Consider the following 25,148-nt stretch of genomic DNA (forward strand, 5'->3'; position numbering starts at 1 on the left):
AATTGATTACCGAACCCTTACTGCCGGAGCGGTTCTTACCGAACGGTGACGACCTCGTGGTTCGGCTGCCGCCGGGCCGGTTGTGGCCGTACCGTCCGATCGTCATGGACCGCGGTTCCGCTCTCGCCCCCGCCCCCGAACGGGCTCCCCTCCGCCGCCGACCCGCCGACCTTGTGCTGCTGGGCGTCGAGGCGGCGCTGCTCGTCGCCGCGGTGCTCCTCGGCCTGCTGCTCAACCGGCGTGGGGTGGGCCTGCGCGCCAGCGCGGCTCCGCTGTACGCGACCTGGCAGCCGCACATTGGCTGGGGCACCCCGATCGCGGTGCTGGTCGCCGCCGGTGTGATCGCTGCGGGACCGCGCTGGGCCAGGACGGCCCGGTGGGGCGTCCTGCTGGCCGTGGCCTGGCTCGGTGCGGTCGCCTGGACACTGTCGCTCGCCCTGGTGGACGGCTGGTCGGACGGCCTGACCCGCAGGCTGACCGCGCAGGCGGAATACCTGCACGAGGTGCCTCGGGTCACCGACATTCCATCGACGTTGGTCAGCTTCAGTGGCCGGATCCTCGACTTCCAGCCGGAGTCCTGGTCCACCCACACCGCCGGCCACCCGCCCGGCGCGCTGCTGCTCTTCGTCTGGCTCGAACGGGTGGGTCTGGGTGGCGGTACGGCCGCCGGACTGGCCTGCGTCCTGGTCGGAGCGACGGTGGCCGTGTCGGTACCCGTGACGTTGCGAGCGCTCGGCGCCGCCGACGCCGCGCGGGCCGTCGTGCCGTTCCTGGTGCTGCTGCCGGGTGCGGTCTGGATGGGCGCCTCCGCGGACGGGATCTTCGCCGGGGTGGTCGCGGTAGGCTTGGCTCTGCTGGTGGTACGGGGACCGCTCGCGGCGGCGGCCGGCGGCCTGCTGCTCGGTTTCGCGCTCTATTTGTCGTACGGTTTCGTGCTGGTCGGGCTGCTCGCGCTGGCCGTGATCGCGCTGCGACCGGCGCGCCGAATGGGCGCACTGTTCGCCGCGCTCGCCGGGGTTGCCGCGGTGGTGCTCGCGTTCACGGCCGCCGGCTTCTACTGGTGGGTGGGGTACCGGCTGGTGGTCGAGCGCTACTACCAGGGCTGGGCGGCCGAGCGCCCGTACGCCTACTGGGTCTGGGCGAATCTCGCGGCGCTGCTGCTCTCGACCGGCCCGGTGCTCGGGCCGGCGTTACGCCGGGCGGTGCTCGCCGCCGTCGCCGCGGTGCGCGCCCAGCTGGCCCCCGGGCATCGCGATCCGCGGGACCTCGCCTCGGCGGCATGCGCGGCCAGTCCAGCGGCGCTGCTTCCGCTGGTCGCCGCGCTGACCGCCGTCGGCGCGGATCTGTCCGGGCTCAGCAAGGCCGAGGTCGAGCGGATCTGGCTGCCGTTCACGGTCTGGCTGCTGGTGGCCGCGGCTCTGATGCCGGAGAAGACCCGTCGCTGGTGGTTGATAGGGCAGGCGGCGACCGCACTGGCGGTCAACCACCTGCTGTGGACCGTCTCGTGACCCGGCTTCGGCGGATCAGCCGCTGAGGGCGGCCGGCTCACGCAGCGGATCGGTGGCGAACGCGGTGATCCCCTCGGTGAAGCGCACCCGCGCGCTGTAGCCCAGCAACGCTGCCGCCCGCTGCGGGTCGGCCATCACGTGCCGCACGTCGGCCGCACGGGCGCCCCCGACCACCACGGGCGCCGGCCCGTCCATCGCCGACGCGAGCGCCGTGGCCAACTCGCCGACGGTGTGCGGCTCGCCGGAGCAGATGTTCACCGGCACCAGAGCATCGGGGGCCGGGGTGGCGAGAGCGAGCACGTTCGCCCGGGCTACGTCGGTGACGTGGACGAAGTCGCGCCGCTGCCGGCCGTCCTCGAGCACCCGGGGTGGCAGCCCGGTGGCCAGCGCGGAGCGGAAGATCGAAGCCACACCGGCGTACGGTGTGTCGCGCGGCATCCGGGGGCCGTAGACGTTGTGGTAGCGCAGCGCCCAGACCTCGCCGCCGATCTGCCGGGCCCACGCCGCGGCCAGATGTTCCTGGGCCAGCTTGCTGGCCGCGTACGTGCTGCGTGGCTCCAGCGGCGCGTCCTCAGGCACCAGCAGCGGGGTGAGCGGCTCGGCGCAGCGCGGGCAGGTCGGGTCGTACCGACCGTCCGCGACATCCGCGGCCCGGCGGGACGCGGGGCGAACGACACCGTGCTCGGCGCAGGCGTACCGCCCCTCGCCGTACACCACCATGGAACTGGCCAGGACCAGCCGGCGCACCCCGCTCCGGTACATCGCGGCGAGCAGCACGGCGGTGCCGAAGTCGTTGTGGCTGACATAGTCGGGGCCGTCGGACGGGTCGAGACCGTGCCCGACCATGGCCGCCTGGTGGCAGACCGCGTCCACGCCGGTCAGCAGCCGTTCGAGGAGCGCCGCGTCGCGTACGTCGCCCCGTATCACGTCGTGCCGGACGGACCAGTCGGGCAGTTCTCCCCGGTGCGCCTGCGGCAGCAGCGCGTCCAGCGCGACCACCTCGTGGCCCTCGGTCGCGAGCAGATCCGCGACCTGCGATCCGATGAACCCGGCCGCGCCGGTGACGAGTACGCGCATCCTGGTCACGCTAGGCCAACCGGTGCCCCGGGCGGGGTGCTTCCGGCCGCACGTCAGGACTCCGTAACAACCGGGTGCCCGGGTCACGCTCTCCGCGTCGGACCATCCCAGCCGGTAAGTGTTCCGTAAGGCGCGAATACGACCGAGTGGCGGCTGCATCTCCTAGCCTGCATCCCTAGGGGCGGCACGCGGACGTCCGCGTCACGGACGCCGCTCCAGCTCGACCGGGATGCGTTCCCCGAGGTGGCGAGGGAGAAAACCAGTGCCAGCCCGCACTCCCCGACGTTCCGGCCCCGAGGACCCTGGGCAGCCGGATGACGGACGCCGGCCCGGCCCGGCGGGCTCGCCCGGCGCCGCCTTCCCGGACCGGCTGTGGCGGGCGCTGGAGCAGCACCCGGCACCGGGCACCCGAGCCGTCCGGCGGGCATGGCGTAGCCCGCTGCGCGGCCCCTGGCTCACGTCCGTCTTCGGCGTAGTGCTGCTCGTCTCGCTCCCCGTGGTGATCATCACCGGGCTGCTCGACTATGCCGCCTACGGGCCGCAGTTCGGGCAAGCCTTTCCCCACGACGTGGGCTGGCTGCGGCTACCGCCGTTCGACTGGCCGACCCGCCCGTCCTGGCTGTTCCGTCTCACCCAGGGCCTGCACGTCGGCCTCGGCATCGTCCTGATCCCAGTGGTGCTCGCCAAGCTCTGGTCGGTGGTCCCCAAGTTGTTCGACTGGCCACCCGCCCGCTCGGCGGCCCAGGTGTTGGAGCGACTGTCCCTGCTGCTCCTGGTGGGCGGGATCCTTTTCCAGATCGTCACCGGCCTGCTCAACATGCAGTACTCGTACCTCTTCGGCTTCGACTTCTACACCGCGCACTATTTCGGTGCGTGGGTGTTCACCGTCGCGCTCGTCTCGCACGTCGCTCTGAAGCTGCCCCGGCTGGTCTCCGCGCTGCGGTCCCGCCCGGTCCGAGACGTCCTGCACACCTCCCGCGTCGCGACCCGGCCCGAACCGGCCGACCCGGACGGGCTGGTGCCCGCCCTTCCCGGACAGGCCACGTTGAGCCGGCGCGGCGCGGTAGCCCTGGTCGGCGGCGGCTCGCTGCTGCTGGCGGTGCTGACGGTCGGGCAGACTCTCGACGGCCCGCTTCGCCGCGCCGCCCTTCTGCTGCCGCGCGGGCGGAATCCCGGTGCGGGACCGAACGGTTTTCAGATCAACCGCACCGCCGCGGCGGCCGGCATCCGACCGGCGGACACCGGCCCGGAGTGGCAGCTGATGCTCACCGGGGTCGGTCGCACCGTCCAACTCGATCGCGCCGCCCTGTTGGCGATGGGCCAGCACACCGCCCGGCTGCCAATCGCCTGCGTCGAGGGCTGGTCGACTCTACAGACCTGGACCGGGGTACGGCTTCGCGACCTGGCCGTCCTCGCCGGCGTGACCGATCCCGCCTCGGCGCACGTCCAGTCGCTGGAATCCGCGGGCCTGTTCCGGCAGGCGACGCTGCAGTCCAACCAGGTTCTCGACCCCGATTCGCTGCTCGCGCTCCGGGTCAACGGCGCCGATCTGTCCGTCGACCACGGATATCCGGCGCGGGTCATCGTCCCGGCACTGCCCGGTGTCCACTGCACGAAGTGGGTGGCCCGAGTCGAGTTCCGGAGCCGCGGCGATGAGTGAGGCCGTCGCACGCCTACGAACCGGCTACGGCGCGGGTCTGAGGCACGCGCTGTTCATGATCTTGTGTCTCGCCGTCGCCGGCTGGGTCGTGCTGCGGCTGGCAGGAGAGGCGACGGCCGGCCGCATGCTGCTGTGGTTCGTGGGCGCGGTCGTGTCCCACGACCTGATCCTTTTCCCGAGCTACGCGACCGTGGACCGCGCACTGCGTAGGGCGGCCCGCGGCGGAGGCCGCGAGGTTGGACCGGCGCGAAGCAGCCTGCTGAACCACGTCCGAATACCGGCGCTCGCCGCCGGGGTGCTCTTCCTGGTCTTCCTTCCCGGAATCCTCGGCCTGAGCGAGGACACCTACCGAGCCGCGACCGGCCAGGACCGGTTTCCGTACCTCGCCCGCTGGCTGGCGATCAGCGGCGGGCTGTTCCTGATCAGCGCGACGGTGTGGGTGATCAGGTGGGCCCGGTGGCGGCAACGCTCCGGGCCGCCGGGTGCATTGGGGCCAGGGTGACCTGGCGGTCTCGGCATCCGTCACCACCGGCGTCACGCCGCACTACAACAGCCGTCCTACCCGCAGGCAGAACAGAGAAAGGTTGGCGGTGGAACCGTTCGCCGAAATCGCGGTCATCGGGGGCTCCGGGCTCTACGCCCTGCTCGATGGGGCCGTCGAGCACACAGTCTCCACCCCGTACGGGCCGCCCTCCGATCCGATCACGGTGGCCGAGGTGTCCGGCCGCTCGGTGGCGTTCCTGCCGCGGCACGGGCGGGACCACCGGCTTCCGCCGCAGCGGATCCCCTACCGAGCCAATCTCTGGGCGCTGCGCTCGATCGGTGTACGCCAGATTCTCGCCCCGTGCGCGGTCGGCAGCCTCCGGCCCGACCTCGGACCGGGCACGCTCGTCGTGCCCGACCAGCTGATCGATTGCACCAGCGGCCGCATCCAGACCTACTACGACGAAGGCGCGGTACACGTCTCCTTCGCCGACCCGTACTGTCCCGCCGGGCGCACGTCGGTGCTGACGGCGGCGCGGCGGCACGACATGGCCGCGCACGACGGAGGCACGATGGTCGTCGTGGAGGGGCCGCGCTTCTCCACCCGGGCGGAATCCCAGTGGTACGCCGGCCTCGGCGGTTCGATCATCAACATGACCGGGCACCCGGAAGCGGTTCTCGCTCGGGAGTTGGCGCTGTGTTACAGCGCGATCGCGCTGGTCACCGACTTTGACGCCGGGGTCGCTGGCGGCGACGCCGTGACCCAGGAGGAGGTGTTCCGGGTCTTCGGCGAGAACACGGCCCGGCTGCGTACCCTGCTGCTCTCCGTTGCCGAACGGCTGCCCGAGCAGCGGGACTGCCTCTGCCTCCGCGCACTTGACGGCATCACGCTCCCATTCCCGCTGCCCGACCCGCAGATCCGGAACCTCGCCACGGCTGCGGGGTCGTGCCGGGGTTCCGGCCGGCCGTGACAGCCGGCCCCGGCGTTGACATTGCCGGCGGCAGCCGTGTCCGCGCCTGACGCCCTCGGCGGCATACCGAGCCAGCCAATTGTCGATCGTCTGCCGCTACACCCCATACCGGGCGGCGACCTCAGTCTTCGGAGTGCCGCCCAGGCACTTCATCACCGCGTGAATTCGCTGCTCCATGACGCTCAACCCCGCGAGTCAACCAACGAGGGTGGAGGCGCTGAGCAGGCCAATGACGCCGGTCCGGTCCTGAACAGTCATTCTCCCTACACCTCTCGTTAGCCTGGCATGTCTATGTTCCGTTGGCCGGGGGCCCACCCGGACCAGCGCAGACCAACCGGAAGCTGAGCACCATGAACGCGATTCTCGTCAAGATAGTCGTTGAGATCCTCGCCGCCGCGGCAGCGGCGCTTATTGCGACACTCGCCCAACGCTGGCTGCGCGCGATCTGACGCTCGACCGTGAGCGCGGGTGATTCGCGGCGGATTGCAGCGGCACGAGGGGTAACCAGGCTCACCGGTGACCGGCTCGACGGAATCGGACCGCTGATCGCCCCGGCACGCGACTTCCGCTGACGCTTCGAAGGGGTTTGTGGACGACCGGCTCAGCCGGCCATGCTCGCGAGCGCGGCACCGGCGCTGCCGAGCAGCCCGATCAGCACGATCCGTCGGAACACAACGGGGTCGATGCGGTGGAACAGTCGGTTTCCCAGCCACCAGCCCAGCGGCACCGCGGGGAGCGCCACGAGGGAGATCCGCACCACATCGGCGTGTATCTGACCGGCCAGCAGGAACCCCGTCAGCCCTATCAGACTGGTGCCCGAGAAGGTCGCCGCCAGGGTGGCCCGGAAGGTGCGCGGGTCGTAGCCGAGCGACTGGAACGCGGCGACCAGCGGCGGCCCGTTCGTCCCGGTGGCGGCGGTTAGCACCCCGACGAGGATGCCGATGGCCCCGAGACCGATCCGTCCGGTGCGGATCCGTGCCCTGGACCAGACCAGTGCGGCGCAGCCGAGCACCACGACCGCGATCAGCGCGCTCAACAGCCGCTCCGGAGCGAGCGCGAGAACCAGCAGGCCGGCCGGCAGGCCGAGCAGGGCGGTGGCGGTGAGTGCCGCCGCGACCCGCCACCGGGCGTGGGCGCGTTCCCGGATGGCCGCGGTGACGGTCAGCCCGACGCCGGTCAGCGCCGACACCACCACGGCGGCGCGCGGGTCGACGGCGGCGGTCAGCAACGGCACGGTCACCAGCGCGTACCCGAAGCCGCTGACCGCCTGGGCGAAGGCGCCGAGCAGCACGATGCCGAACGCGCTGAGCAGGATCACCACCTGCTGAGACTGACGCACCGGACGGCGGGCGGACAACCGGCCGGCCCGGAGATCCCCGACACACGACCAGCGGCCGGCAATGCTCATGAGTCTGCCGTTCAGGCCGGACGGCGGCATCGCGGGGTCCCTACTACGCGGGGAACAGCCGTACCCGGTTACACCTGTGCGGGCTGAGTAGCCACGCGAGTATTCAAGGCGGTGCACCGGCCGAGACACCCCCGCATTTGTAGCGGAGGAGCAGGTCGGGCGGCTGTGTCGGTGCCTGGGGTCAAGGAGTCACGGGTTGACGTCCAATAGGAGCATCGAGATTGCTGTGGGACGTACGTCCCCCATCGTCCCCTACGAGGAGAGCGTCGATCTCCAGCCGATCGACGCGTACCGAACGGAGCTGCAGGTGTCGTACGGCCGCGCGGCGGACCACCAGGCGCCCGATTGCCATCGCACCGACGGCGACGGAACCCAGGGCCAGCGCGCCGACGGCCAGGGCGCCGAGACTGACGACGCCGACCGCCGATGCACCCCCGGCAGCCGCGCCGGTGGCGGCGGCGCCAGCGCGCCGGTGCCAACGCGGGACCGGCGAACCGCAGCGCCCACATGTCGTCATGACCTCATCATGGGCCACGGCGACCAGGTCAGTTGGTACTTCTCCGCCGCTAGCCGCCGCGGAGGCCGCCAGGTCCCCGCCCGGCAGCTACGGCGCGTCGCCCCGCACGGACCGGTCGGCGGCGCGACGGAGGCGGTCGTGCCGGGAGGGTTCCTCGCGGGAGGGCATCCGCTGCCGGACGGGGTCCACCGGCCGGGCCGGGACGCGCGGGGCCTGCCCGCTCTCCGTCAGCAGGTCCTCCGTCTCCTGGACCAGGTAGTGCGGCCGGCATTTGGTCTCGTAGTAGATCCGGCCGATGTACTCCCCGACGACGCCGAGGATCATCATCTGGATCCCGCCGAGACCGATCACGCTGACGATGATGGTGGTGTAGCCGGGGACGTCGATGCCCTTCTCCACGGCGTCGGCGACCACCCAGATCATGTATCCCAGCGCGATCAGGGTGAGGAACAGGCCGCCGTAGATGGCCAGTCGCAGCGGCCGGTTGTTGAACGACAGGAGACCGTCGAACCCGTAGTTGAAGAGCTTGCCGAACGTCCACCGACTCCGACCGGCCCGACGTGTCTCGTTGCGGTGCGCGACCACGACCGTCCGGAACCCGATCCAGGAGAACAGTCCCTTGGAGAACCGGTTGTACTCGGGCATGGCCAGCACGGCGTCCACCGCGAGCCGGGACAGCAGCCGGAAGTCGCCCGCGCCGTCCAGCAGCCGTACGTCGATCCACCAGTTGACCATCCGGTAGAAGGACCGCGAGGCGAGCATCCGCAGGAACCGGTCACCATGCCGGTCCCGGCGGGCGATCACCTGGTCGAACCCCTGGCGGTACAGCGCCACCATGTCGGGCAGCAGTCGCGGCGGGTGCTGCAGGTCGGCGTCCATGATGACCACGGCGTCCCCGGTGGCGCGCTCCAGGCCGGCCAGCATCGCCGCCTCCTTGCCGAAGTTCCGGCTCAGCGACGTGTACCGCACCGACGGGTCGCCGGCGGCCAGCCGGCGCAGCGCCACGAGGGTGCCGTCCGCGCTTCCGTCGTCGACGTAGACCACCTCGACATCGACGTCGGACAGCTCGGCCAGCGCGGCGGTCACCGCCCGGTGCAGCCCTTCCACCGACGCTTCCTCGTTGAAGCAGGGCACCACTACCGACAGCCGCACGTCGTCACCCCGCCCGGCCCGTAACCGGGGAGCCGTCACCCGAGGTGGTAGACCAGCACACCATCGAGCTCCTCCCGCGTGATGCCCAGTCCGTCGACCGGCCGGGCCGCCATGCCCTCCCACGGCGTCCCGACGGCCCGGTCGGGCATGACCACGACCGACCGGATCCCGATGCCGCGCAGGTAGGCCACGCTGCCGGAATCGGGGAAGGAAGCCGCCGCCGCCCTGGTCTGCGCCAATGTGGCGGGCTCGAAGCCGGCCAGCCCGTTCGCCACCCGGGGGAACCCGTCCGTCGTCCACAGCATGTAGTGCAGATCGTTCGTGCCGCCGATCGGCAGCAGCAGGACGGGCTCCTGCGCCACCCGCATCGCGGCCGGTGGCCGCGGCACCACCAGGTGCGGCGTGCGGTTGACCCCCTCCAACCCGACCAGGGCCAGCGGTATCACCAGAACCGCCGGCGCGAGCAGCCGCGTGCGCCTCCGGGTGGGGGACCGTCCCACCGACTCGGCGACCGCCGTCACCAGCCCGGCCGCCAGCACCGCCAGCAGCAGGCTGGTCCAGTGCATCATCCGGCCCGGCGTCCGCAGCGCGTCCCAGCCGGGCAGGTGCCGGGACAGCGTGAGGTAGCCGGGGTCACCATCGCCACCCAGCGTCGCGCCGAGGCCCAGCAGCACCGTTCCGAGGACGCCCAGCCCCAACGCGACCCGGTACCGGACCGGATACACCGAGACGAACAGCCCCGCCATGGCCATCCCGATCAGGGCCATCCCGGGCAGCAACGCCATCTCCGGGGGCCAGGACAGCTGTTCCCGGGCCGCCGCGTGCGGTTCACCCCACAACCAGGAGTCCGCCGGGGCGGTGACGAAGCCGATCAGCGGCGGCGAGAACATCTCCGTCCAGTCCAGGGACCGCACGGCCTGCGGATTGAGGTCGGCGACCCGCAGGTAGACCAGCCCCAGGAGCAGCGTCACCGCGCCGAAGACGAGCCCACCGGCCAGGTCGGCCAGCAGCAACCGGCGGCCGAACGGGACTCTCGCCCGCTGCCGCCACCACGACCAGCTGTAGCAGACGAAGGCCACCAGCACCGCGGCGAGCAGGAAGTAGACCAGTGGCAGCCCGATGCCGAAGCCCAGGCTGACCTGCCAGGCGGCGACGATCCACCCGGCCAACGCCCACCCGGGTCGGCGTCGCTCCGGCCGGTACCCGTGCCGCAACGACCAGCCATGCCCGCGTGCCAGCATCGCCAGGGACAACGCGATCCCACCGCTGGAGAGGATGTTCAGGTGACCCGCGTGCGCCAGCCGCCACGGCCCGTACGCCCACGCGAGCCCGGCGACCGCGCCGCCCCACCGGCCCGCCCCGAGCTGCCGGACCAACGCGTACGCCCCGACGAACGCCAACGCGTGTACCAGCACGTACATGACGTTGTAGTGGACCAGGGCGGTCTCGAAGCCCGAGCCGAGCGCGCCAATCGGGGCGTATCCGAGGAGGGTGTCGCTGTAGGCGAACGTGTACCTCTCCGGGTAGAAGGTGTTCGAGTGCCAGAGGTCGAGGGGCTGGCTCACCAGGGAGTGGCCCGACCAGGCGATCTGCCACGCCTGCAACGTCGGGTCGCCGAGGTCGCCGGGCACCGTGCTCGCCGGATGCCGCATCGTGGGCCAGGTCAGCACCACCGCGAGCAGCAGGCCACCGACCACCGCGCCGGTCCATTCGTGGCGTAACCAGCGCCACCGGGCCCAGCGGTCAGGGGCCGGGGCGGCGGGGGCCGGGCTGTGGCCGTCGCTCGCGGCGACCGGCGGGCCGTCGGCGGCTCGGGTAGACACAAATATGCATGATCCTCGATGCTGGTCGCGTTGTCGACGGGCGGCCCGAAGCGTGGACTCGCCGAATGATCATCCCGAATTGGTGATCCGGGCGATGACAACGGCTTCGCGGACCGCGTGGGCCTTCAAGGGGTTTCTTGGGCGCGTTCCCAGTCAGCGCCACGGCTCTTCTGGAGTGTCGGTTCGCCGGTTGTGGTGGTCCAACAGCCTGGACAGCAGCTCGGTCAACCGCTGTCGCTCCTCGGGCGACAGCGGAGCCAGCAGTTTGTCCTGGGTTTCGGCCAACTGTTTCTCCAGTCGCCGTAGATGCCGCTTGCCTGCAGCGGTCAGTGAGATGATGTTGCGCCGCCGATCGGAGGGGTCCGCAGCGCGCTCGACCAGTTTGTGGTCGGCGAGCTCGTTGATCGTCGCGACCATGTCGCTGAGGTGGATGCCGCTACGGCGGCCCAGCGCGGCCTGGCTGGCCGGGCCGAACTCCTCCAGCGTTGCCAGCAGGCGGTAGTGGTAGCCGCGGGCACCGACGGACGAGAACCCCTCGGCCACCAGGCGGTGCGCGTGGTTGGCGGTCTGGGTGAGCAGCCAGCTGGGCAGGCTCTCCCACTTTGCGGGCGTCTGCTCGGCTGGGTGGTCCATGTGACAAGTCTAACGAGTCGTTGGAAGCACTAATGATCGTGATACCGTTCAGCCAACAAACGTTAGGCGCACGAACGTTCAGACGCTGAATGAGATCCCCTGGAGTCAAGGCTATGATCAAGCCGTTCCGCATCGACATCCCTCAGGCCGACCTCGACGACCTGGCCGACCGGCTCTCCCGCACCCGTTGGCCCAATGAGGTCGCCGACGCCGGGTGGGACTACGGCTTCCCGCTGGCGCGGCTCAGGGAACTGGCCGAATACTGGCGCACCGGCTACGACTGGCGCGAGCACGAGGCCAAGCTCAACTTGCTTCCGCACTTCACCACCGAGATCGACGGCCAGAACATCCACTTCGTCCACGTCCGGTCTTCGAAACCGGATGCGCTCGCACTGATCCTCACCCACGGCTGGCCCGGTTCGTTCCTGGAGTTCCTCGACGTGATCGAGCCGCTGTCGCGCGACTTCCACCTGGTGATTCCGTCCATCCCCGGTTACGGCTTCTCCGGACCGACCCATGAGCGCGGCTGGGACGCCGTCCGGGTCTCGCGGGCCTGGGCTGAGCTAATGCGCCGCCTGGGGTACGAGCGCTATGGCGCGCAGGGTGGCGACTTCGGCTCGGGCATCTCAACGGCGCTCGGCGCGGTGGCACCCGAGCGCGTCGTCGGGGTGCACGTCAACTACCTGCCGACCCGGCCGGTCCCCGACGCCGACATTGAGCTGTCCGAGACGGATGAAGCTCGGCTGGACAAGGTCAGGCAGCTCATGGCGAATCGCCCGCCGTACCAGGCTCTGCAGGTGCTCACCCCGCAGACCATCGGCTACGCGCTGACCGACTCACCGGTCGGCCAGCTGGTTCTGGATCGCCGAGCGATTCGCACAGTGGACCGATCCCGCCACGCCGGTCAGCGACGATCGGATGCTCACCGACATCTCGCTGTACTGGCTGACCGCGACCGCGGCCTCCTCGGGCCGGTTCCACCACGACGCCCCGCGGGGAGTCCAGCAGCCGTGCCGGGTGCCGGTCGGCGTGGCGGTGTTCGCGCACGACATCACGCTGTCGGTGCGACCGCTGGGGGAGCGGCTGTACGACATCAGGCACTGGTCGGAGTTCGACCGTGGCGGCCACTTCGCCGCGATGGAGGTGCCAGAGCTGCTTGCCGAGGACGTCCGGGATTTCTTCCTCACCCAGATCAAGTGACACGAACGTTCGCTAGTCGAACTACCTGAGGAGGCATCATGACCAGCACCGAAACCCTGATCCGCGCACTCGCCGACCGCGCCGAACTTGCCGACCTGGTCGCCCGCCACAGCTTGTGGATCGACGAGGGTCGCTACGGCGAGACCGACCGGCTCTTCACCGAGGATGTCGTCGTCAAGTCCCCGCGGGGGGAGGCCCGCGGCATCGGGGCGCTCATCGAACTCGTGCGCTCGGGCCACGACACGTACGCCCGCACCCTGCACAGCAAGTCCAACCTCGTCATCGAGGTCGACGGCGAAACCGCCACGGTGCGGGCCCACGACATCGCCGTGTTCGTCGTCGACGACAAGACTGAGGCCATCGCGGCCGGATTCCACCGCTACGGGGCGCGCCGCACCGAGGACGGCTGGCGCTTCGACCACCTCGTGGTCACCCCGGTCGCACTGACCGAAGCCCTCGGCCGGGCCCTCTAGAAGACACTGCTGGCCACGGACTTCCGGGCCTCCCGGGAGTTCGCGGCCAACGGCCGTTCGCCTTCGCCGTCCGCGAAGGAATCGTGGCGGCAGCACCTGGCCGCGGCGTGCGCAGCGCACGCCTTGAGGCGCTCGTGCCGCCTGGTTCCCGACCAGCGAGCGTCTCCACACCCGATCACGACCGCCTTCCAGGTGCCGGCCGGGTCCTTCATGGCATCGCACGGCCCGCCTGAACCGCGGTCAGAATGTGGCGATCGGGTTGACCGGGCTGCCGGACGTACCGGCGAAGCGGACCGGCGCGACTGCGAGGTGGAAGTCCCACTGGCCGAGCTCGGCAGCCGTCGTCGCGCACACCTCCAGGTCGCAGTTGTCGAGCATCCACAGACCCATCGCGACGAGGCTCACGGCGTGAACCGGCATCAACACGTCTTCGTACCCCGACGGCTGAACGTCCTGCGGGGTGTCGGCGCCGATCAGCGCGACCTCCCGTTCATGCAGCCACGGCAGGCAGGACGCGTGCCAGCCGGCCTGCGTGAAACCGCTGGCCTCACCGGCCTCGTGCCGGCCGCGGCCATAGCCGGTCCGCAGGAGTACCGCATCGCCGGGTCGCACCCGCACACCCTGGCGCCGCTCGGCCTCCTCGAGATCGTCGGGAAACACACCCTGCCCCGGTTCCAACCACGGCACGTCGCGGACCGTCGCGATGTCCAGCAGGACACCACGCGTGATGATCCCGTTCGCCGCCGCCGTGACGGCGGCCCAGGCCGATCCCGTTGCGGCGTCGACCAACGAGTGCGACCGCCCGTTGTACATCGTGCCGTCCCAGAAGATGTGGCACGGCGAGTCGACGTGGGTGAGGGTGTTGCCGTGGAACGTGATGCCGAGCCGCTCGGACGAAAACCCCCAGCGCCGGTCGGCGTGGAAGCCGGGCACCGGCATGTTCTCGGCACCCGGCATGTCGGCGGCGCAGGGGCACGTCGTCGTCGAGCGCTCCATGTCTTCCGGTACGGCAACCTCCCATGCGCACGACACGCTCCTGCCGTGGCGCACGGCCCGCGCCGCCGCCAGCCGGACGTCGTCGGTGATGTGGTTCAGAGTGCCGAGCTCGTCGTCGTCGCCCCACCGTCCCCAGTTCGACAGCGAGCGGAAGTACCCGAGCACGTCGTCCTGCGTGGGCATCGGTCGCCCTGCCGTCATCCCAGCATCGACTCCTTCGGTCATGCGGTGCGAGGCGCAGCAGGTAGGGTATCCCGCCTTCTCCTTCGACATGCCATGGCCCGGTGAGCGGCGGGCCTACCCACACTCGGCCGCAACCGCTGAACCTTCAATAGATCATCGGGTTTTGACGACTGCGGACAGACCCCTGCCGGCGGATCATGCGGTCGGCTCCCCGCGGGCCCGGCCGGCGGCCCATAGTTCGCGCAGGTCGGGGATGTGGTTGTAGAGGGTGCCGGGGCTGACACCGAGGAGCCGGGCGATGTTCTCGCAGATGGCTAGCGGAGTGCGGCCCTCACGCGGAGGCTCACGAGGCGTCGAGGGCGCGGCCGCCTCGCTTCGGACGGCCGCCGTCCTCTAATCCGGTGGACGGAGTGAGCACTCACTCCGTATGGTCGACCGTATGACTGCTACCCCTGATAGGCGCAGGGCGCCGGGCATGGCCCCCGACCAACGACGCGAGACAATCATCCACGCCGCTCTGCCCTTGGTGGCCGAGCGCGGGGCTGCCGTGACCACTGCGCAGATCGCCCGCGCGGCCGGGATCGGTGAAGCCACCATCTTCCGCGTCTTCGACGACAAGGACGCCGTGCTCGAAGCATGCGTCGCGGCGGCCATGGACCCCACCCACGTCCTGCAACAGCTGAACTCCATCTCGCTGGACCAACCCCTTGCCGACCGACTCGTCGAGGCCATAGAGGCACTCGACGCCCACTTCGACCGCATGGGCACAGTGATCGGCGCCCTGCACGCCTCCGGCAACCCCAACCGCCGCCCCGGGCGCGGCACCACCAACCCCGCCCGGCCGCCGCAGCGATCCACAGACCGTTACGCCGCACAGGCCGCCACGCGCCAGGCGATCCTCGAACTGCTCGAACCCGAGCAACCGCGGCTACGACTTCCGGCCGACACCTTGACCCAGCTATTCCTCGGCCTGTTCTTCGGCAGAGGCCGAAACCTGCACCAGCACCCCGAGATCGACATCCGACAACTTGTCGATCTCTTCCTCCACGGCGCCTACGCGACCGGGCAGACAGAATGACGGCGACATCGGCACGCCGCCAGCTCGGGCGACTTGAACCCTCAGGCCGTTCCGGCGCTCACCGCGACTTCGCCGTTCATGCCGGCTGGGTAGAAGCCACCCGAATCCGCCGGGGTCTGGCTCAAGTACACGATGTTCAAGACGGACTGGGCCGATCGGCCGTAGCACATCCCGTTTTCATCCGTGGGGATGAAATTCGGGTCCGCCGCCGTGCCGACACCCTGGTCGTCATCGGCCGGACCATCAAGACTGTTACGCGCGTCGGAGATCTTTTGTACCGAGTCAAATACTGTGTCGTCGGCGAGTCCGGCGCTGTAAAGCGCGGATCGGACAATCCCCGCGTGGTATGCCTCGGTGGCCAGCAGGCCGGCTGCCGCATCAAGGTACGTTTTGTTCGACAAAAGTGACGCGGATCCCTTGAAGGCCGAAACTCCGACGTCTTCGAAGAGGAACGCCGCAAAGAGGAAGTTAAGGTCGTTCGCGTACGGATCAAAGCTTTCGCCTTGCTTGATTAGACCAGCGGCAGTCGCCGCCGCAGTGAAGCTCGCGTCCAGCGAAATCGCGGGACGAGCAACAGCGGCATTGCCGAGCGCGGCTCGCAAGAAGGCCACGTGCTGCATCTCGTCGGAGGCGATTTCCTTCGCGAACCTCTGCACGAAGTTGCTGCTGAAGTTCACTGATCGTCCGCCGGACACCTCGCCGCGCACCCCGGCGCCGGTAGTCATGTCGTCAGGAAGCCCGGATCCCGTCGTCGCGCGGAGATAGAACTCAGCTTCGAGATATTCGAGATTGAGGGCGAAGTTGAGGATAGCCGCGTCGCTCGGCGAGCCACCACCCGCCGGGTCGGCTTTGCACACCCCCGGATCTACCAAGGCCGCGAGCCTTCGCCGATCCGTTTCGGATTCTGCACTGCGTGACACTGCCTCTGAGATGAACCAGTTGTCCATGCTGCCTCCGTTTTGATGCATCCAGGTCCCCTGGCTGTCCGCGCCGGCCGACCTGAGTGGAAGGGATGACACTCACGCTAGTTGCGCGGACGAACCTCAGGATTTGTTTGCCGAAAGGCGGTACGGGATGAATCAAACTTCGACTACGCTCCGCGCGGTGGACCGTCCGCCGGTCGCCGCCCGCGCAGTCGCCAAGGTGCGCCGGGTGCTGCGGGGTTCGCGGCGTCCGGATGCTCCGCGTCGGCGGTGCTCGCCCGCCGGGCTTGCTGTCCTCTTTTTCGGCCCCCTAACCGTGGGTGCCGGTGACCGCGGGTGTGCGCTGGTCATACGGCACTTTCAAGGTCGAGCAGGCGCGTTTGGCGACGGGGTCGCCGCGGTAGCTCCCTATCGTGCCGACGGACCGGACGACGCGATGGCAGGGAACGACGATCGGGATGGGGTTGGTGGCGCAGGCGGTACCGACGGCGCGGACGGCTTGGGATTGCCGGCGGCCAGCGAGCCATAGCTGGCGATGCGGCCGTAACCGATGTCGGTGGTCAGATGGTGCAGCACGGTGCGGCGGAATCCGCGCGACAGGACGGCTGCCAGCCTGTTCCGATGACAGGGCCGAGCATCAACTCACTCGGGAGGCGCCGTCGTGGGCATGGCACCCTCGGCGAGCTTGAGTCGCGTCCAGATGTTCATGTTGATCACAACGGCCACGATCTCCAGGATCTCGTCCTCCGTGAAGTGCGTGATCATCCTGTCGTGTGCCTCCTGGACCCGGTTGTTGACGGTGGCGTCGGCGGCTCGGGTCAACGCCTCGGCGTAGGCCAGCGCGGCTCGCTCCTGCTCAGTGAACAGGTGCGTCTCCCACCACGCGGTGAGGGTCTCGACCTTGGACGGCGGGATGTCGGCGGTGCGGGCAGCGGCGTGGTGCACCAGAAGGCAGTAGCTGCAATTGTTGATCTGTGCGACGCGTAACCGCAGAAGCTGCGCCAGGGCCTGTTCCACCTGGAGCGTGGCGGTGTGGCCGAAAGCCGCGGCCCCGGCGTTTGCCAGAGCCATGAGTTGCTCGTTCGACGTGGCGTTCAGTCGGACGTTCTGGATCCTGGTGTCCAAGAGATGACCTCCTGTAGGTCACAACGACAACACCAGTGGTGGGGACGTCCACGTCGGTGGACAGCCGTATCGGGATTCCCGGCAGCCTTGATAGGCGGGCGTAGGTCGTGTACCGCGTCTTTCAGGTGCGCAAGCGTGGCGATCGCGACGGTGTCGATTCCGGGTCCGGTGTAAGTAGGCGTCTGAGATGAACCACATGGCCGCCAGGGCCAGCAGCGCGCTGGCGGTGATCCAGAGGCCCGGTCAGCGGGCGATCCGGTCGAGGAGTCTGGTCACCCTGCCCGTGAGGCAGGTGACGGGCATGCCGACATGCCGTCACCGGAGAGAGCCTGCACCCATCCGGCTGACTCCTCGTCCAGGCCGACCACCTCGGCCCCGTGTCCGGCGCGCGGACCCGGGGTCCGCGCGCCGGAGGTGTCAGGCCGTCGCCCGCTTCGGGAGCTTCCACCCTGGGCGGGGGAAGTGGCAGGTGTAACCGTTGGGGTAGGTCTGCAGGTAGTTCTGGTGCTCGGGCTCAGCTTCCCAGAAGTCGCCTGCCGGGGTGACCTCGGTAACGACCTTACCGGGCCACAGGCCCGAGGCGTCGACGTCGGCGATCGTGTCCTCGGCGACCCGCTTCTGCTCGTCGTTGATGTAGAAGATCGCCGAGCGGTAGCTGATGCCGATGTCGTTGCCCTGGCGGTTCTTCGTCGAGGGGTCGTGGATCTGGAAGAAGAACTCGAGCAGCGCGCGGAAGTCGGTCTTCTCGGTGTCGTAGACGACCTCGATGGACTCCGCGTGGGTGCCGTGGTTGCGGTAGGTGGCGTTCGGGACGTCGCCGCCGCTGTAGCCGACGCGCGTGGACACGACGCCGGGCTGGTGGCGGAAGAGCTCCTCCATGCCCCAGAAGCAGCCGCCGGCGAGGATCACCTTTTCAGTGGTCACGTCGTCTCCCTACTTGTCGTCGGTGCCAGTGTTGCTGTCACTCGTGAACAGGGTGCGGTATTCGCCGTACCCTGCGTTCGCCAGGTCGTCGAGGTGTATGAACCGCAACGACGCGGAGTTGATGCAGTAGCGCAGTCCACCCTTGTCGGGGGGACCGTCGTTGAAGACGTGGCCGAGGTGGCTGTCGCCGTGCAGCGAGCGGGCCTCAGTCCGGATCATCCCGTGGCTGGAGTCTTCGTTCTCGACGACGTTCGTCTTGGCGATCGGCTTCGTGAAGCTCGGCCAGCCGGACTTGCTGTCGTACTTGTCGACCGATGCGAACAGCGGCTCGCCGGACACGACGTCGACGTAGATGCCGGGCTCGTGGTTGTCCCAGTAGGCGTTGGCGAACGGGCGCTCGGTGCCGTCCTGCTGGGTCACGCGGTACTGCTCCGGGTCAAGCCGCGAAACGGCGTCCGGGTTCTTGTGGTAATGGGTCTGCTGGGGCACAGCTCTCCCTTCCCGGCCTTTCGGCGCGGAGCTGGGGAACGAGGCGAAACGCACCTGTACAGACACCCTGCGGGCCGGTTGTATTCCCGCGGCCCTTGGCTTCCGTGGACCATCAAGTCCGGGAAAACTCTTCGGAAGTGCCCGGCTGGGTGGCGTCGCTATGGTGGGTGGCCTGGGGGGTGTCGCCGCCCCAGTAGCACCGGCGTGATCCCAAGAGTGGACTTGACCGACCAGTTCTACCGCGACTAGGTTCGGGGCGTCCGACTGGGTGCCTCCGCTGGCGACGAACTGTCCGACGTGCCTACCGGCGTCGAGTTCTACGGACGTCGCGCCACTCTCGGGGCGCCGGGTGCTGCCAACACACATCGCGATCGGGTGGGGAAGGGGCCAACTGTCGTGAGTGAAAGTTTCGAGGGCCGTAAGGTCGTGGTCGTCGGCGGCAGCAGCGGCATGGGTCTCGCCACGACCCACCGAGTCGTCGCCGGGGGCGGCATTGCCGTGATCACGGGCCGCGACCAGGAAAAGGTCGGGGCCGGCAGCCCGAATGACATCGCGAACGCGGTGTCATGCCTGCCGTCGGACAAGTCGAGCTGGATGACCGGCGCCATCGTCGAGGTCGACGGCGGCACCATGGCCGGCCGCAACTGACCCTCGAGACGTAACGCCGGGATCGCGCCGGCGGGGCCTCGACCCCGGCGCCGCCTTGCCGGCGACTTCGCTATCGCGCTCGTTCCTCGACACTCTCGCGCCACAACCGCTACCGATCAACGTGGTGAGACACCGAGGCCTGGCGCCGCTAATGCTGGTGAAACGAAACGTGCACCTCGTGCCCGTGCAAACGAGGACTGGATACAGGGAGGCGCCGGATGAAGGCGATTGTAGTGACGGACGAGGCCGCGGGAATGGCCGGGATGACGCTGGTGGAGCGGCCCGAGCCGGACGCGGCGCTGAACGACGTCGTCGTTCAGGTTCATGCGTCGGGATTCGTCCCGACTGAGTTGGCGTGGCCCTCGACCTGGACCGACCGCCTCGGCCGTGACCGGACGCCGTCGATCCCTGGGCACGAGCTGGCCGGAGTGGTCACCGCTCTCGGCTATGGCACGACGGGACTGTCGGTGGGTCAGCGGGTGTTCGGCCTCACGGACTGGACTCGCGACGGCACCCTGGCGGAGTATGTGGCCGTCGAGGCGCGTAACCTCGCGCCGCTGCCCGGCGACGTCGACTTCACGGTGGGCGCGAGCCTGCCGATCTCGGGCCTGACCGCGTGGCAGGGACTGTTCGAGCACGGCCGCCTTCAGGCGGGGCAGAGTGTCCTCGTGCACGGAGCGGCCGGCGCAGTCGGTTCGATGGTGACGCAGCTCGCACGTGAGGCCGGCGCCCACGTCGTCGGCACCGGGCGCGCCGCCGACCGTCAAGCGGCGCTCGATTTCGGCGCGCAGGAGTTCGTCGACCTCGAGAACGACGTCCTCGAAGACGTCGGCGGAATCGATCTGGTGTTCGATGTCATCGGCGGCGACATCGGGAAGCGGTCCGCAGGCCTGATTCGAGCCGGAGGAACGCTGGTGTCCGTCGTCGGCCCGCCGGAGGCGCGGCCCGCCGACGGCCTGGCGGTCGACTTCGTCGTCGAGCCCGACCGCGCTCAACTGGGTGAGGTCGTCCGGCGGGTGCGCGACGGACGACTCCGGACAAACATCGGCAAGGTCGCGACCCTCGACGATGCCGTCGCCGCTTTCAATCCGACCGAGCGGATCACCGGGAAGACGATCATCCGCGTTCGTCCGTAAGGACTCGGGGACAGCGAGCGGTCTGCCCTCCTTGTGGATCAGCGTCAACCCGGCGTTATCGCCGACGTCGAATCATGGCCGGCCGCGATTGACCCTCGAAACGTAACGCCGGGATCACGCCGGTTGGGCTGCGGACGTGCCCGTACGCGTCCGCAGCCCGCGCCCGCCGGGAGACCACCAGCACATTCGGCGAGAGACAGTCCCGGTTGGTGGCGTTACGGTGCACGAATGCGCGGCCGCGGCCCGGCTGGCGGCTTTGCCAGCCGGTCCCGCAGCGCGTCGGCCGTCGCGTAGTCCTTGCCCGCCCTGGCCAACTGGCGCTGCTCCAGCGTGACGTCGACGAGCTTGCCGAGCGCATCGCGGTACTCGCCGCCGGCGCCCACCGAGCCTTCACGCGATGTACCCCGCCGTTGGGGACGCCTGAACCTTCTCAGCGGTCGGCGCGCGTTCAGACGCGACGACGCGTGTTCAATGCCCATGCCCGGGTGTGTGCGATCGCGGGGATGCCGGGTCTAGAACGTCGGCATATTCCGGACGAGCATTGACGAATGCTGCCGCGAACGGACACGTGACGGTGGCGGTCTTTCCTTGCATGCGCAGCTCGTCGAGGACGCCGCCGATGAGCCTGGCGGCTACTCCCTTCCCCCGGAACTCGGGGAGCACGGATGTCGCCAACAGTATGACGCGGCTCCCGACCTTGCTGTAGACGAGCCCAGCGGCTGTCCGGCCCCCTAACGCGGCCTCGTAGATGCCGAGCTCACTGTTGTCGGTGATGACGAGGTCTTCCGCGTCGGGCGCGGTGGCTCCCGACAGGTTCGAGCCACCCAGATCTTCCTCGGTACTGGTCAACGCGATCATGTCCTCGGCGTTGCCCGCCATGTTGTCTCCTGAATCTCGCGTGTGGTCAGCGACCTGGGAGTGCCCAGTCAGCTCGGATGAAGTGGCAGGAGCATCCCGCCTCGGACTATTGCTAACCGACGTCGGAGACGTTGGCATCGTCCGGATGCGTCACGATAGAGCGGATTCTTAGCGCTCAGGCAGTCGGCACCGGGAGGCTGAGGACGAGCGACCCACGCAGGTCGACCAGGACACGGCCGGCCGTGCGCACCACGCGCATGACGACGTCCTCGCAGACCGGACATCGGGCGACGAGGCCGGGCGCTCGGTCGAACACGCGCATCGCGGCCAGCGGACGGGGCGTCCGGCACCCGGCGCAGGTGAGCTCGGCAACGGTGAGGTCGGTCCCCATGATCTCGCCGAGCGGTCCGGCGAGGGCGTTACCGTCCACCCAGGGTGCGTCGTCGGCTCCGACGTTGGTGGTCGACATGGTCATCCTCCGGTGGGTCCGAAACGTTCAGTGCGGATGTCCGCCGGATCGTGGCCGATCTCGACGAGGAGGTCGGCAACGGTCTCAACGAATCCGGTGGGCCCGCAGACGAACGCCACAGCGTCGGCATCGCGGGGCCAGGCGACGCGGGCGAGGGCGTCCGCGTCCAGTCGTCGGGGTGGGGCCGGCCAGCCGGGGGGCGCGACCCTGGTATAGACGTACGTGACTGCGACGCGCCTATCGCCTGCGGCTCGTGCAGTTGCAAGATCCGCGGCGAACAGCGCATCGAGCGGGGATCGCGTCGAGTAGAGCAGCCTGGTGGGATTCGTCGCCGCACGCACCATCGACATCAGCGGCGCCACGCCGGATCCGCCGCCGATCAGCAACGCCGGCCGCGGATCGGCGGGTCGGCGTACGAACCAGCCGCCGAGCGGCCCACGGATCTCGAGCTGGTCACCCGGCTCTGCGACGTCGGCGAGGTACGGCGAGACCTCACCGTCGGTCACCGCCTGGACGGTCACCTCGAGGCGGTCGGGCCCCGGGGCGGACGAGATCGAGTAGCTGCGGTATGCCGTGTAGCCGTCGGGAGCCGTCAACCGGACGTCGACGTGCTGGCCCGGCACGTGACCTGTCCAGCCGTCGACGTCGAGGACCAGGGTCCGCGCCGTCGCAGTCTCCGCGCGGGTGGCGGCGACGGTCGCCGGCTGCCAGGTCAGTCTGCCAGGTATCGCTGCTCGCGCCATGGGTCCCCGTAGTTGTGGTAGCCGGCCGTCTCCCAGAACCCGGGCTCGTCGTCGAGACGCAGTTCCAGAGCGCGCAGCCATTTCGCGCTCTTCCAGAAATACAGGTGAGGGACGAGGAGACGAGCTGGCCCGCCGTGCACCGGAACCAGCGGCTCACCGTCGAACTCGTACGCCACCCAGGCCTGGCCGTCGAGAAGGTCCTCGAGCGGCAGGTTCGTGGTGTAGCCGCCGTAGGAGTGGGCGACGACGTACTCGGCCGTCGTCTCGACGTCGGCCAGCAACGTGTCCACCGACACGCCTCGCCAGCGCGTGCCGAACTTCGACCAGTGCGTGACGCAATGGATGTCCACGGTCGGTTCTTCGGCAGGAAGGGCGGTGAACTCCGCCCATGACCACGTGCTCCGCTCGCCGGTCTCGGTGATGACGGCGAGCTCCCACCGGTCGAGGCCGATGCGCGGTGTCGGTCCCGCCGACAGCACCGGGAAGTCATCCGTGCGGTACTGGCCGGGCGGGAGGTCGGTGTCGTCGCGTCTGCGGCCCCCGAAGCCGCGTGTGATCAATGCCATGCGCCCCTCCCCATGTGGCCGGGCGGCCGCGAGCCCGCTGCCACCCGTGCTTCCACTCGGCCGGTGGATGTCGATGTGGTACCCGCCCATATCGTCATCGTCAGCGAATGCCCCGGTGATGAGAAACTCCGCGGTGGGGGCGTAAACGCCCGCAATCCACGGAATATGAACTGGACCATCTCGTCCAGAGTATGCTGCCATGGCGCCGGTCGGCAAACTTCCCTGGCCATCGGTGATTCGGGGCAAGCAGCAGCGCGCCTGGTGGTCGTGGCGGTGCACCGTCATCTGATGGGTGCCTCTGCAGCGAGAGTATAATGGACGATGGCGTCCATAGAGTGCGGCTAGAGACTGTTCCGAGTTGGTCGTTGGACATGTCGTAGCGCTGCGAGATGGCGGCGGCCGGTGTCGTGCCCGATGTCAGGAGAGTTCGATGGACCCTGTTCCCTCCGGTGGGAACGTTGTCGATGGCCAGCCGGTCGCTGCGGTGGACATGATCGCCGCCCTGACCGCTGCACGGCTTGTGTTCCCAGACGGTGCAACTCAATCATTCACGGCGGGTGGTCGGACGACCTACGTCGACAGGGGCACACCGTCAGCTGGCGAGTGGTCTGTTACGGGTGACGGGACCTTCGCTTCATTCTGGCCGCCGACGTACCGGGCGACGTACACGGTTCGGTGGATCGTCGAGGACGAAGTGCGGGTGGGCGTCAGCTTCACGGATACCCGGAGCCGAGTCCGCTACGACGGCCGGTACAGATGACTGGACGAGATTCGAGCCATACGTCGAATCACGATCGGCTCGGTGCTTTCTCCTGTGAGGTCGGTCGACTCCTGGCTCAGGGCACTCTCCTCGGCCGCGTCGATGCCCAGATCAGCCGACCCGCCGCGTCCGCGATGAACTGGCACGCTCACGCCGTGCCACGTGTGCTTGCCGGAGGAGCAGGGCTCCTGGTCGCGAACCGGTCGATCGGGGGCTCCGCTGAAAAGGGCTCAATTAACGGGTCGGTTCGCCGGACGGTTCCAAGAGGAACGACTTGATGTGTTCCAGCGCCATGTCCAGAGCAACTTCCATGGGTTCAACGTTGTGCGCGGCGTTCGCCAGCAAGTAGCCGCCTTGCAAAGCTGCCATCAACCCCGTGGCCAACTTCTCCGGGTCGGCGTCCTGGCGCAGTACACCGCTGTCCCGCATCCGGTGCAGACCATCACTGATCAGCTTTCCCCATGCCGCAAACGTCTCCGACAGCATCGATCGAGCCTGCTCATCTTGATCGGACAGCTCGACAGCCATCGACCCGAGGCCACACCCGTATTTGCCGTTGTTCAGCGAGTTGGCCTGGACCAGCGCGTTACGCCACCGGACCAGCCCTGAGAACGATCTCAGTCGTTCGAGCCCTGCCCGCTCGCGCTGAAGCACAAGCGCGCCTCGATATTTGACCAACGCGCGCACGAGCTCCTGCTTGTCGGCGAAGTGGTGGTAAAGCTGAGACTTGCTCGTCTGGCTTGCCTCGCGGACGTCGTCAAGGGTCGTCGCGTTCACTCCGCGCACGAACATCAGCCGGTTCGCCGCCTCGAGGATCCGCTCTCGAGTCGCGATGCCCCGTTGACTGATCCTCCGCTGCTTCGTCGGCGCAGCCACCTGCTCGTCGCCCATCGGTCAAGTGTATCTAGCGCCGCGCGCCAGAGAATCTATGGAGGATGGGACCTTGGAGTCCATCCAGCGTTATGTCGCATTGACGTGATGGTGAAGGACGAACGTACGCACCGCCTGCTCGGTTGAACGGGTGCTATGTCCGCGAGAGCATCAACAGGGCGAATTCTTCCCTGGACTGTCTGGTCCTCATTGCGGCAAGCTGTTGCTCAGGAGTTGCTCGGCGGTGCGTCGTGAGCGGCGCGCCGGAGGTCAGCGTGTGTCAACGCTCGTTGACTGCGTCTGCACATCATGCGCATCACCCGCAGCTGAACTTGGCTGCGGCCATGAAGCAACAAGAGGGAATCAACGGGGAAAACCAGTGAGGTGATCTCAACAAGGCCGTGCAGCGGGTTGCGGATGACACGGGCATTGCGTCCATAGCGGACAGCGCTGGATGTGGGCGTGGAGCCATCGA

General features: G+C 68.9%; 25 protein-coding genes and 2 pseudogenes. 9 read left to right on the top strand and 18 right to left on the bottom strand.

Annotation, left to right across the window (positions count from 1 at the left end):
* The first annotated feature begins 104 nt into the window (after positions 1–104).
* The gene (locus tag ACFYPS_RS33310) at positions 105–1,508 is read left to right on the top strand and encodes a hypothetical protein (protein WP_387329980.1); all 1,404 of its coding nucleotides are present in this window, start codon (positions 105–107) and stop codon (positions 1,506–1,508) included.
* Between the two features lie 15 nt (positions 1,509–1,523).
* Here the strand turns inward: ACFYPS_RS33310 and ACFYPS_RS33315 are convergent, their stop codons facing one another.
* Complete coding sequence (locus ACFYPS_RS33315) at positions 1,524–2,585, bottom strand: NAD-dependent epimerase/dehydratase family protein (protein ID WP_354968196.1); 1,062 nt, start codon at positions 2,583–2,585, stop codon at positions 1,524–1,526.
* 262 nt (positions 2,586–2,847) lie between these two features.
* On the opposite strand from ACFYPS_RS33315, the gene ACFYPS_RS33320 reads away from it, so the two are divergent.
* The 3 genes and pseudogenes from ACFYPS_RS33320 to ACFYPS_RS33330 form a co-directional block, all read left to right on the top strand.
* On the top strand, positions 2,848–4,245 hold the full coding sequence (locus tag ACFYPS_RS33320) for a molybdopterin-dependent oxidoreductase (protein WP_387329983.1): 1,398 nt from the start codon (positions 2,848–2,850) through the stop codon (positions 4,243–4,245).
* Positions 4,238–4,747, top strand: a complete 510-nt coding sequence (locus ACFYPS_RS33325; protein ID WP_354968195.1) for a hypothetical protein — start codon at positions 4,238–4,240, stop codon at positions 4,745–4,747. The genes ACFYPS_RS33320 and ACFYPS_RS33325 overlap by 8 nt, the downstream gene beginning before the upstream one ends.
* Positions 4,748–4,835: 88 nt before the next feature.
* Positions 4,836–5,636: pseudogene (locus tag ACFYPS_RS33330) on the top strand (S-methyl-5'-thioadenosine phosphorylase); the annotation flags it as partial.
* Between the two features lie 664 nt (positions 5,637–6,300).
* Here ACFYPS_RS33330 and ACFYPS_RS33335 read toward each other — a convergent pair.
* The 4 genes from ACFYPS_RS33335 to ACFYPS_RS33350 all read right to left on the bottom strand — a co-directional run bounded on the left by ACFYPS_RS33335 (position 6,301) and on the right by ACFYPS_RS33350 (position 11,232).
* On the bottom strand, positions 6,301–7,020 hold the full coding sequence (locus ACFYPS_RS33335) for a sulfite exporter TauE/SafE family protein (RefSeq protein WP_354968194.1): 720 nt from the start codon (positions 7,018–7,020) through the stop codon (positions 6,301–6,303).
* 691 nt (positions 7,021–7,711) lie between these two features.
* The gene (locus ACFYPS_RS33340) at positions 7,712–8,776 is read right to left on the bottom strand and encodes a glycosyltransferase family 2 protein (protein ID WP_354968193.1); all 1,065 of its coding nucleotides are present in this window, start codon (positions 8,774–8,776) and stop codon (positions 7,712–7,714) included.
* A gap of 35 nt (positions 8,777–8,811) precedes the next feature.
* Positions 8,812–10,599, bottom strand: a complete 1,788-nt coding sequence (locus ACFYPS_RS33345; RefSeq protein WP_387329987.1) for a hypothetical protein — start codon at positions 10,597–10,599, stop codon at positions 8,812–8,814.
* Positions 10,600–10,752: 153 nt separating this feature from the next.
* Positions 10,753–11,232 (bottom strand): MarR family transcriptional regulator, encoded by a 480-nt coding sequence (locus ACFYPS_RS33350; RefSeq protein ID WP_354968191.1) that lies wholly within the window; start codon positions 11,230–11,232, stop codon positions 10,753–10,755.
* 113 nt (positions 11,233–11,345) lie between these two features.
* Between ACFYPS_RS33350 and ACFYPS_RS33355 the strand changes: the two are divergent.
* Together ACFYPS_RS33355 and ACFYPS_RS33360 are read left to right on the top strand one after the other, a co-directional pair.
* Positions 11,346–12,432 (top strand): annotated as a pseudogene (locus ACFYPS_RS33355) (epoxide hydrolase family protein).
* A gap of 38 nt (positions 12,433–12,470) precedes the next feature.
* On the top strand, positions 12,471–12,905 hold the full coding sequence (locus ACFYPS_RS33360; protein ID WP_354968189.1) for a nuclear transport factor 2 family protein: 435 nt from the start codon (positions 12,471–12,473) through the stop codon (positions 12,903–12,905).
* A gap of 240 nt (positions 12,906–13,145) precedes the next feature.
* Here ACFYPS_RS33360 and ACFYPS_RS33365 read toward each other — a convergent pair whose 3' ends face one another.
* Positions 13,146–14,084 (bottom strand): cyclase family protein, encoded by a 939-nt coding sequence (locus ACFYPS_RS33365; protein WP_387329992.1) that lies wholly within the window; start codon positions 14,082–14,084, stop codon positions 13,146–13,148.
* A gap of 475 nt (positions 14,085–14,559) precedes the next feature.
* Between ACFYPS_RS33365 and ACFYPS_RS33370 the strand changes: the two genes are divergently transcribed.
* Positions 14,560–15,162 (top strand): TetR/AcrR family transcriptional regulator, encoded by a 603-nt coding sequence (locus ACFYPS_RS33370; RefSeq protein ID WP_387329995.1) that lies wholly within the window; start codon positions 14,560–14,562, stop codon positions 15,160–15,162.
* A gap of 41 nt (positions 15,163–15,203) precedes the next feature.
* Here ACFYPS_RS33370 and ACFYPS_RS33375 read toward each other — a convergent pair whose 3' ends face one another.
* From ACFYPS_RS33375 to msrB, 5 genes are all read right to left on the bottom strand, one after another.
* On the bottom strand, positions 15,204–16,109 hold the full coding sequence (locus ACFYPS_RS33375) for a ferritin-like domain-containing protein (RefSeq protein ID WP_354968186.1): 906 nt from the start codon (positions 16,107–16,109) through the stop codon (positions 15,204–15,206).
* A 286-nt stretch (positions 16,110–16,395) separates the two neighbouring features.
* A complete protein-coding gene (locus ACFYPS_RS33380) occupies positions 16,396–16,713 on the bottom strand; it encodes a methylated-DNA--[protein]-cysteine S-methyltransferase (RefSeq protein ID WP_387330018.1) in 318 nt (105 codons plus the stop codon).
* Between the two features lie 14 nt (positions 16,714–16,727).
* The gene (locus tag ACFYPS_RS33385) at positions 16,728–17,156 is read right to left on the bottom strand and encodes a carboxymuconolactone decarboxylase family protein (protein WP_387329998.1); all 429 of its coding nucleotides are present in this window, start codon (positions 17,154–17,156) and stop codon (positions 16,728–16,730) included.
* A gap of 471 nt (positions 17,157–17,627) precedes the next feature.
* A complete protein-coding gene (gene msrA, locus ACFYPS_RS33390) occupies positions 17,628–18,134 on the bottom strand; it encodes a peptide-methionine (S)-S-oxide reductase MsrA (protein WP_354968184.1) in 507 nt (168 codons plus the stop codon).
* 9 nt (positions 18,135–18,143) lie between these two features.
* Positions 18,144–18,623: a peptide-methionine (R)-S-oxide reductase MsrB gene (gene msrB, locus ACFYPS_RS33395; protein WP_387330021.1), complete on the bottom strand. Its 480-nt coding sequence runs from the start codon at positions 18,621–18,623 to the stop codon at positions 18,144–18,146.
* Between the two features lie 426 nt (positions 18,624–19,049).
* On the opposite strand from msrB, the gene ACFYPS_RS33400 reads away from it, so the two are divergent.
* Positions 19,050–19,271 (top strand): SDR family oxidoreductase, encoded by a 222-nt coding sequence (locus tag ACFYPS_RS33400; protein ID WP_354968183.1) that lies wholly within the window; start codon positions 19,050–19,052, stop codon positions 19,269–19,271.
* Between the two features lie 218 nt (positions 19,272–19,489).
* Entirely contained in the window at positions 19,490–20,407 is a 918-nt protein-coding gene (locus tag ACFYPS_RS33405; RefSeq protein ID WP_354968182.1) for an NADP-dependent oxidoreductase, read from the top strand.
* A gap of 215 nt (positions 20,408–20,622) precedes the next feature.
* Here ACFYPS_RS33405 and ACFYPS_RS33410 read toward each other — a convergent pair whose 3' ends face one another.
* The 7 genes from ACFYPS_RS33410 to ACFYPS_RS33440 form a co-directional block, all read right to left on the bottom strand.
* Complete coding sequence (locus ACFYPS_RS33410) at positions 20,623–20,790, bottom strand: hypothetical protein (protein WP_354968181.1); 168 nt, start codon at positions 20,788–20,790, stop codon at positions 20,623–20,625.
* 85 nt (positions 20,791–20,875) lie between these two features.
* Positions 20,876–21,286, bottom strand: coding sequence for a GNAT family N-acetyltransferase (locus ACFYPS_RS33415; RefSeq protein WP_354968180.1), 411 nt, complete (start codon positions 21,284–21,286; stop codon positions 20,876–20,878).
* Between the two features lie 154 nt (positions 21,287–21,440).
* Complete coding sequence (locus ACFYPS_RS33420; protein ID WP_387330003.1) at positions 21,441–21,734, bottom strand: DUF6510 family protein; 294 nt, start codon at positions 21,732–21,734, stop codon at positions 21,441–21,443.
* Positions 21,735–21,736: 2 nt separating this feature from the next.
* Entirely contained in the window at positions 21,737–22,477 is a 741-nt protein-coding gene (locus ACFYPS_RS33425; RefSeq protein ID WP_387330006.1) for an FAD-binding oxidoreductase, read from the bottom strand.
* Positions 22,447–23,043 (bottom strand): sulfite oxidase-like oxidoreductase, encoded by a 597-nt coding sequence (locus ACFYPS_RS33430; RefSeq protein ID WP_354968219.1) that lies wholly within the window; start codon positions 23,041–23,043, stop codon positions 22,447–22,449. Before ACFYPS_RS33430 ends, ACFYPS_RS33425 begins: the two co-directional genes overlap by 31 nt.
* A 994-nt stretch (positions 23,044–24,037) precedes the next feature.
* Entirely contained in the window at positions 24,038–24,694 is a 657-nt protein-coding gene (locus tag ACFYPS_RS33435; protein ID WP_387330009.1) for a TetR/AcrR family transcriptional regulator, read from the bottom strand.
* Between the two features lie 206 nt (positions 24,695–24,900).
* Positions 24,901–25,148 (bottom strand): hypothetical protein (locus ACFYPS_RS33440; RefSeq protein WP_387330012.1); only part of this gene is annotated, 248 nt, incomplete at its 5' end.

It is taken from the genome of Micromonospora sp. NPDC005087 (assembly GCF_042872965.1).
Classification (GTDB): Bacteria; Actinomycetota; Actinomycetes; order Mycobacteriales; family Micromonosporaceae; genus Micromonospora.

Coding starts and splice junctions, on each gene's coding strand:
- ACFYPS_RS33310 (WP_387329980.1), top strand. CDS start 105: ATGGACCGCGGTTCCGCTCTCGCCCCCGCCCCCGAACGGGCTCCCCTC.
- ACFYPS_RS33350 (WP_354968191.1), bottom strand. CDS start 11,232: ATGGACCACCCAGCCGAGCAGACGCCCGCAAAGTGGGAGAGCCTGCCC.
- ACFYPS_RS33315 (WP_354968196.1), bottom strand. CDS start 2,585: ATGCGCGTACTCGTCACCGGCGCGGCCGGGTTCATCGGATCGCAGGTC.
- ACFYPS_RS33405 (WP_354968182.1), top strand. CDS start 19,490: ATGAAGGCGATTGTAGTGACGGACGAGGCCGCGGGAATGGCCGGGATG.
- ACFYPS_RS33375 (WP_354968186.1), bottom strand. CDS start 16,109: ATGGACAACTGGTTCATCTCAGAGGCAGTGTCACGCAGTGCAGAATCC.
- ACFYPS_RS33385 (WP_387329998.1), bottom strand. CDS start 17,156: ATGGCTCTGGCAAACGCCGGGGCCGCGGCTTTCGGCCACACCGCCACG.
- ACFYPS_RS33370 (WP_387329995.1), top strand. CDS start 14,560: ATGGCCCCCGACCAACGACGCGAGACAATCATCCACGCCGCTCTGCCC.
- ACFYPS_RS33365 (WP_387329992.1), bottom strand. CDS start 14,084: ATGCCCACGCAGGACGACGTGCTCGGGTACTTCCGCTCGCTGTCGAAC.
- ACFYPS_RS33325 (WP_354968195.1), top strand. CDS start 4,238: ATGAGTGAGGCCGTCGCACGCCTACGAACCGGCTACGGCGCGGGTCTG.
- ACFYPS_RS33360 (WP_354968189.1), top strand. CDS start 12,471: ATGACCAGCACCGAAACCCTGATCCGCGCACTCGCCGACCGCGCCGAA.
- ACFYPS_RS33415 (WP_354968180.1), bottom strand. CDS start 21,286: ATGGCGGGCAACGCCGAGGACATGATCGCGTTGACCAGTACCGAGGAA.
- ACFYPS_RS33430 (WP_354968219.1), bottom strand. CDS start 23,043: ATGGCATTGATCACACGCGGCTTCGGGGGCCGCAGACGCGACGACACC.
- ACFYPS_RS33420 (WP_387330003.1), bottom strand. CDS start 21,734: ATGTCGACCACCAACGTCGGAGCCGACGACGCACCCTGGGTGGACGGT.
- ACFYPS_RS33435 (WP_387330009.1), bottom strand. CDS start 24,694: ATGGGCGACGAGCAGGTGGCTGCGCCGACGAAGCAGCGGAGGATCAGT.
- ACFYPS_RS33425 (WP_387330006.1), bottom strand. CDS start 22,477: ATGGCGCGAGCAGCGATACCTGGCAGACTGACCTGGCAGCCGGCGACC.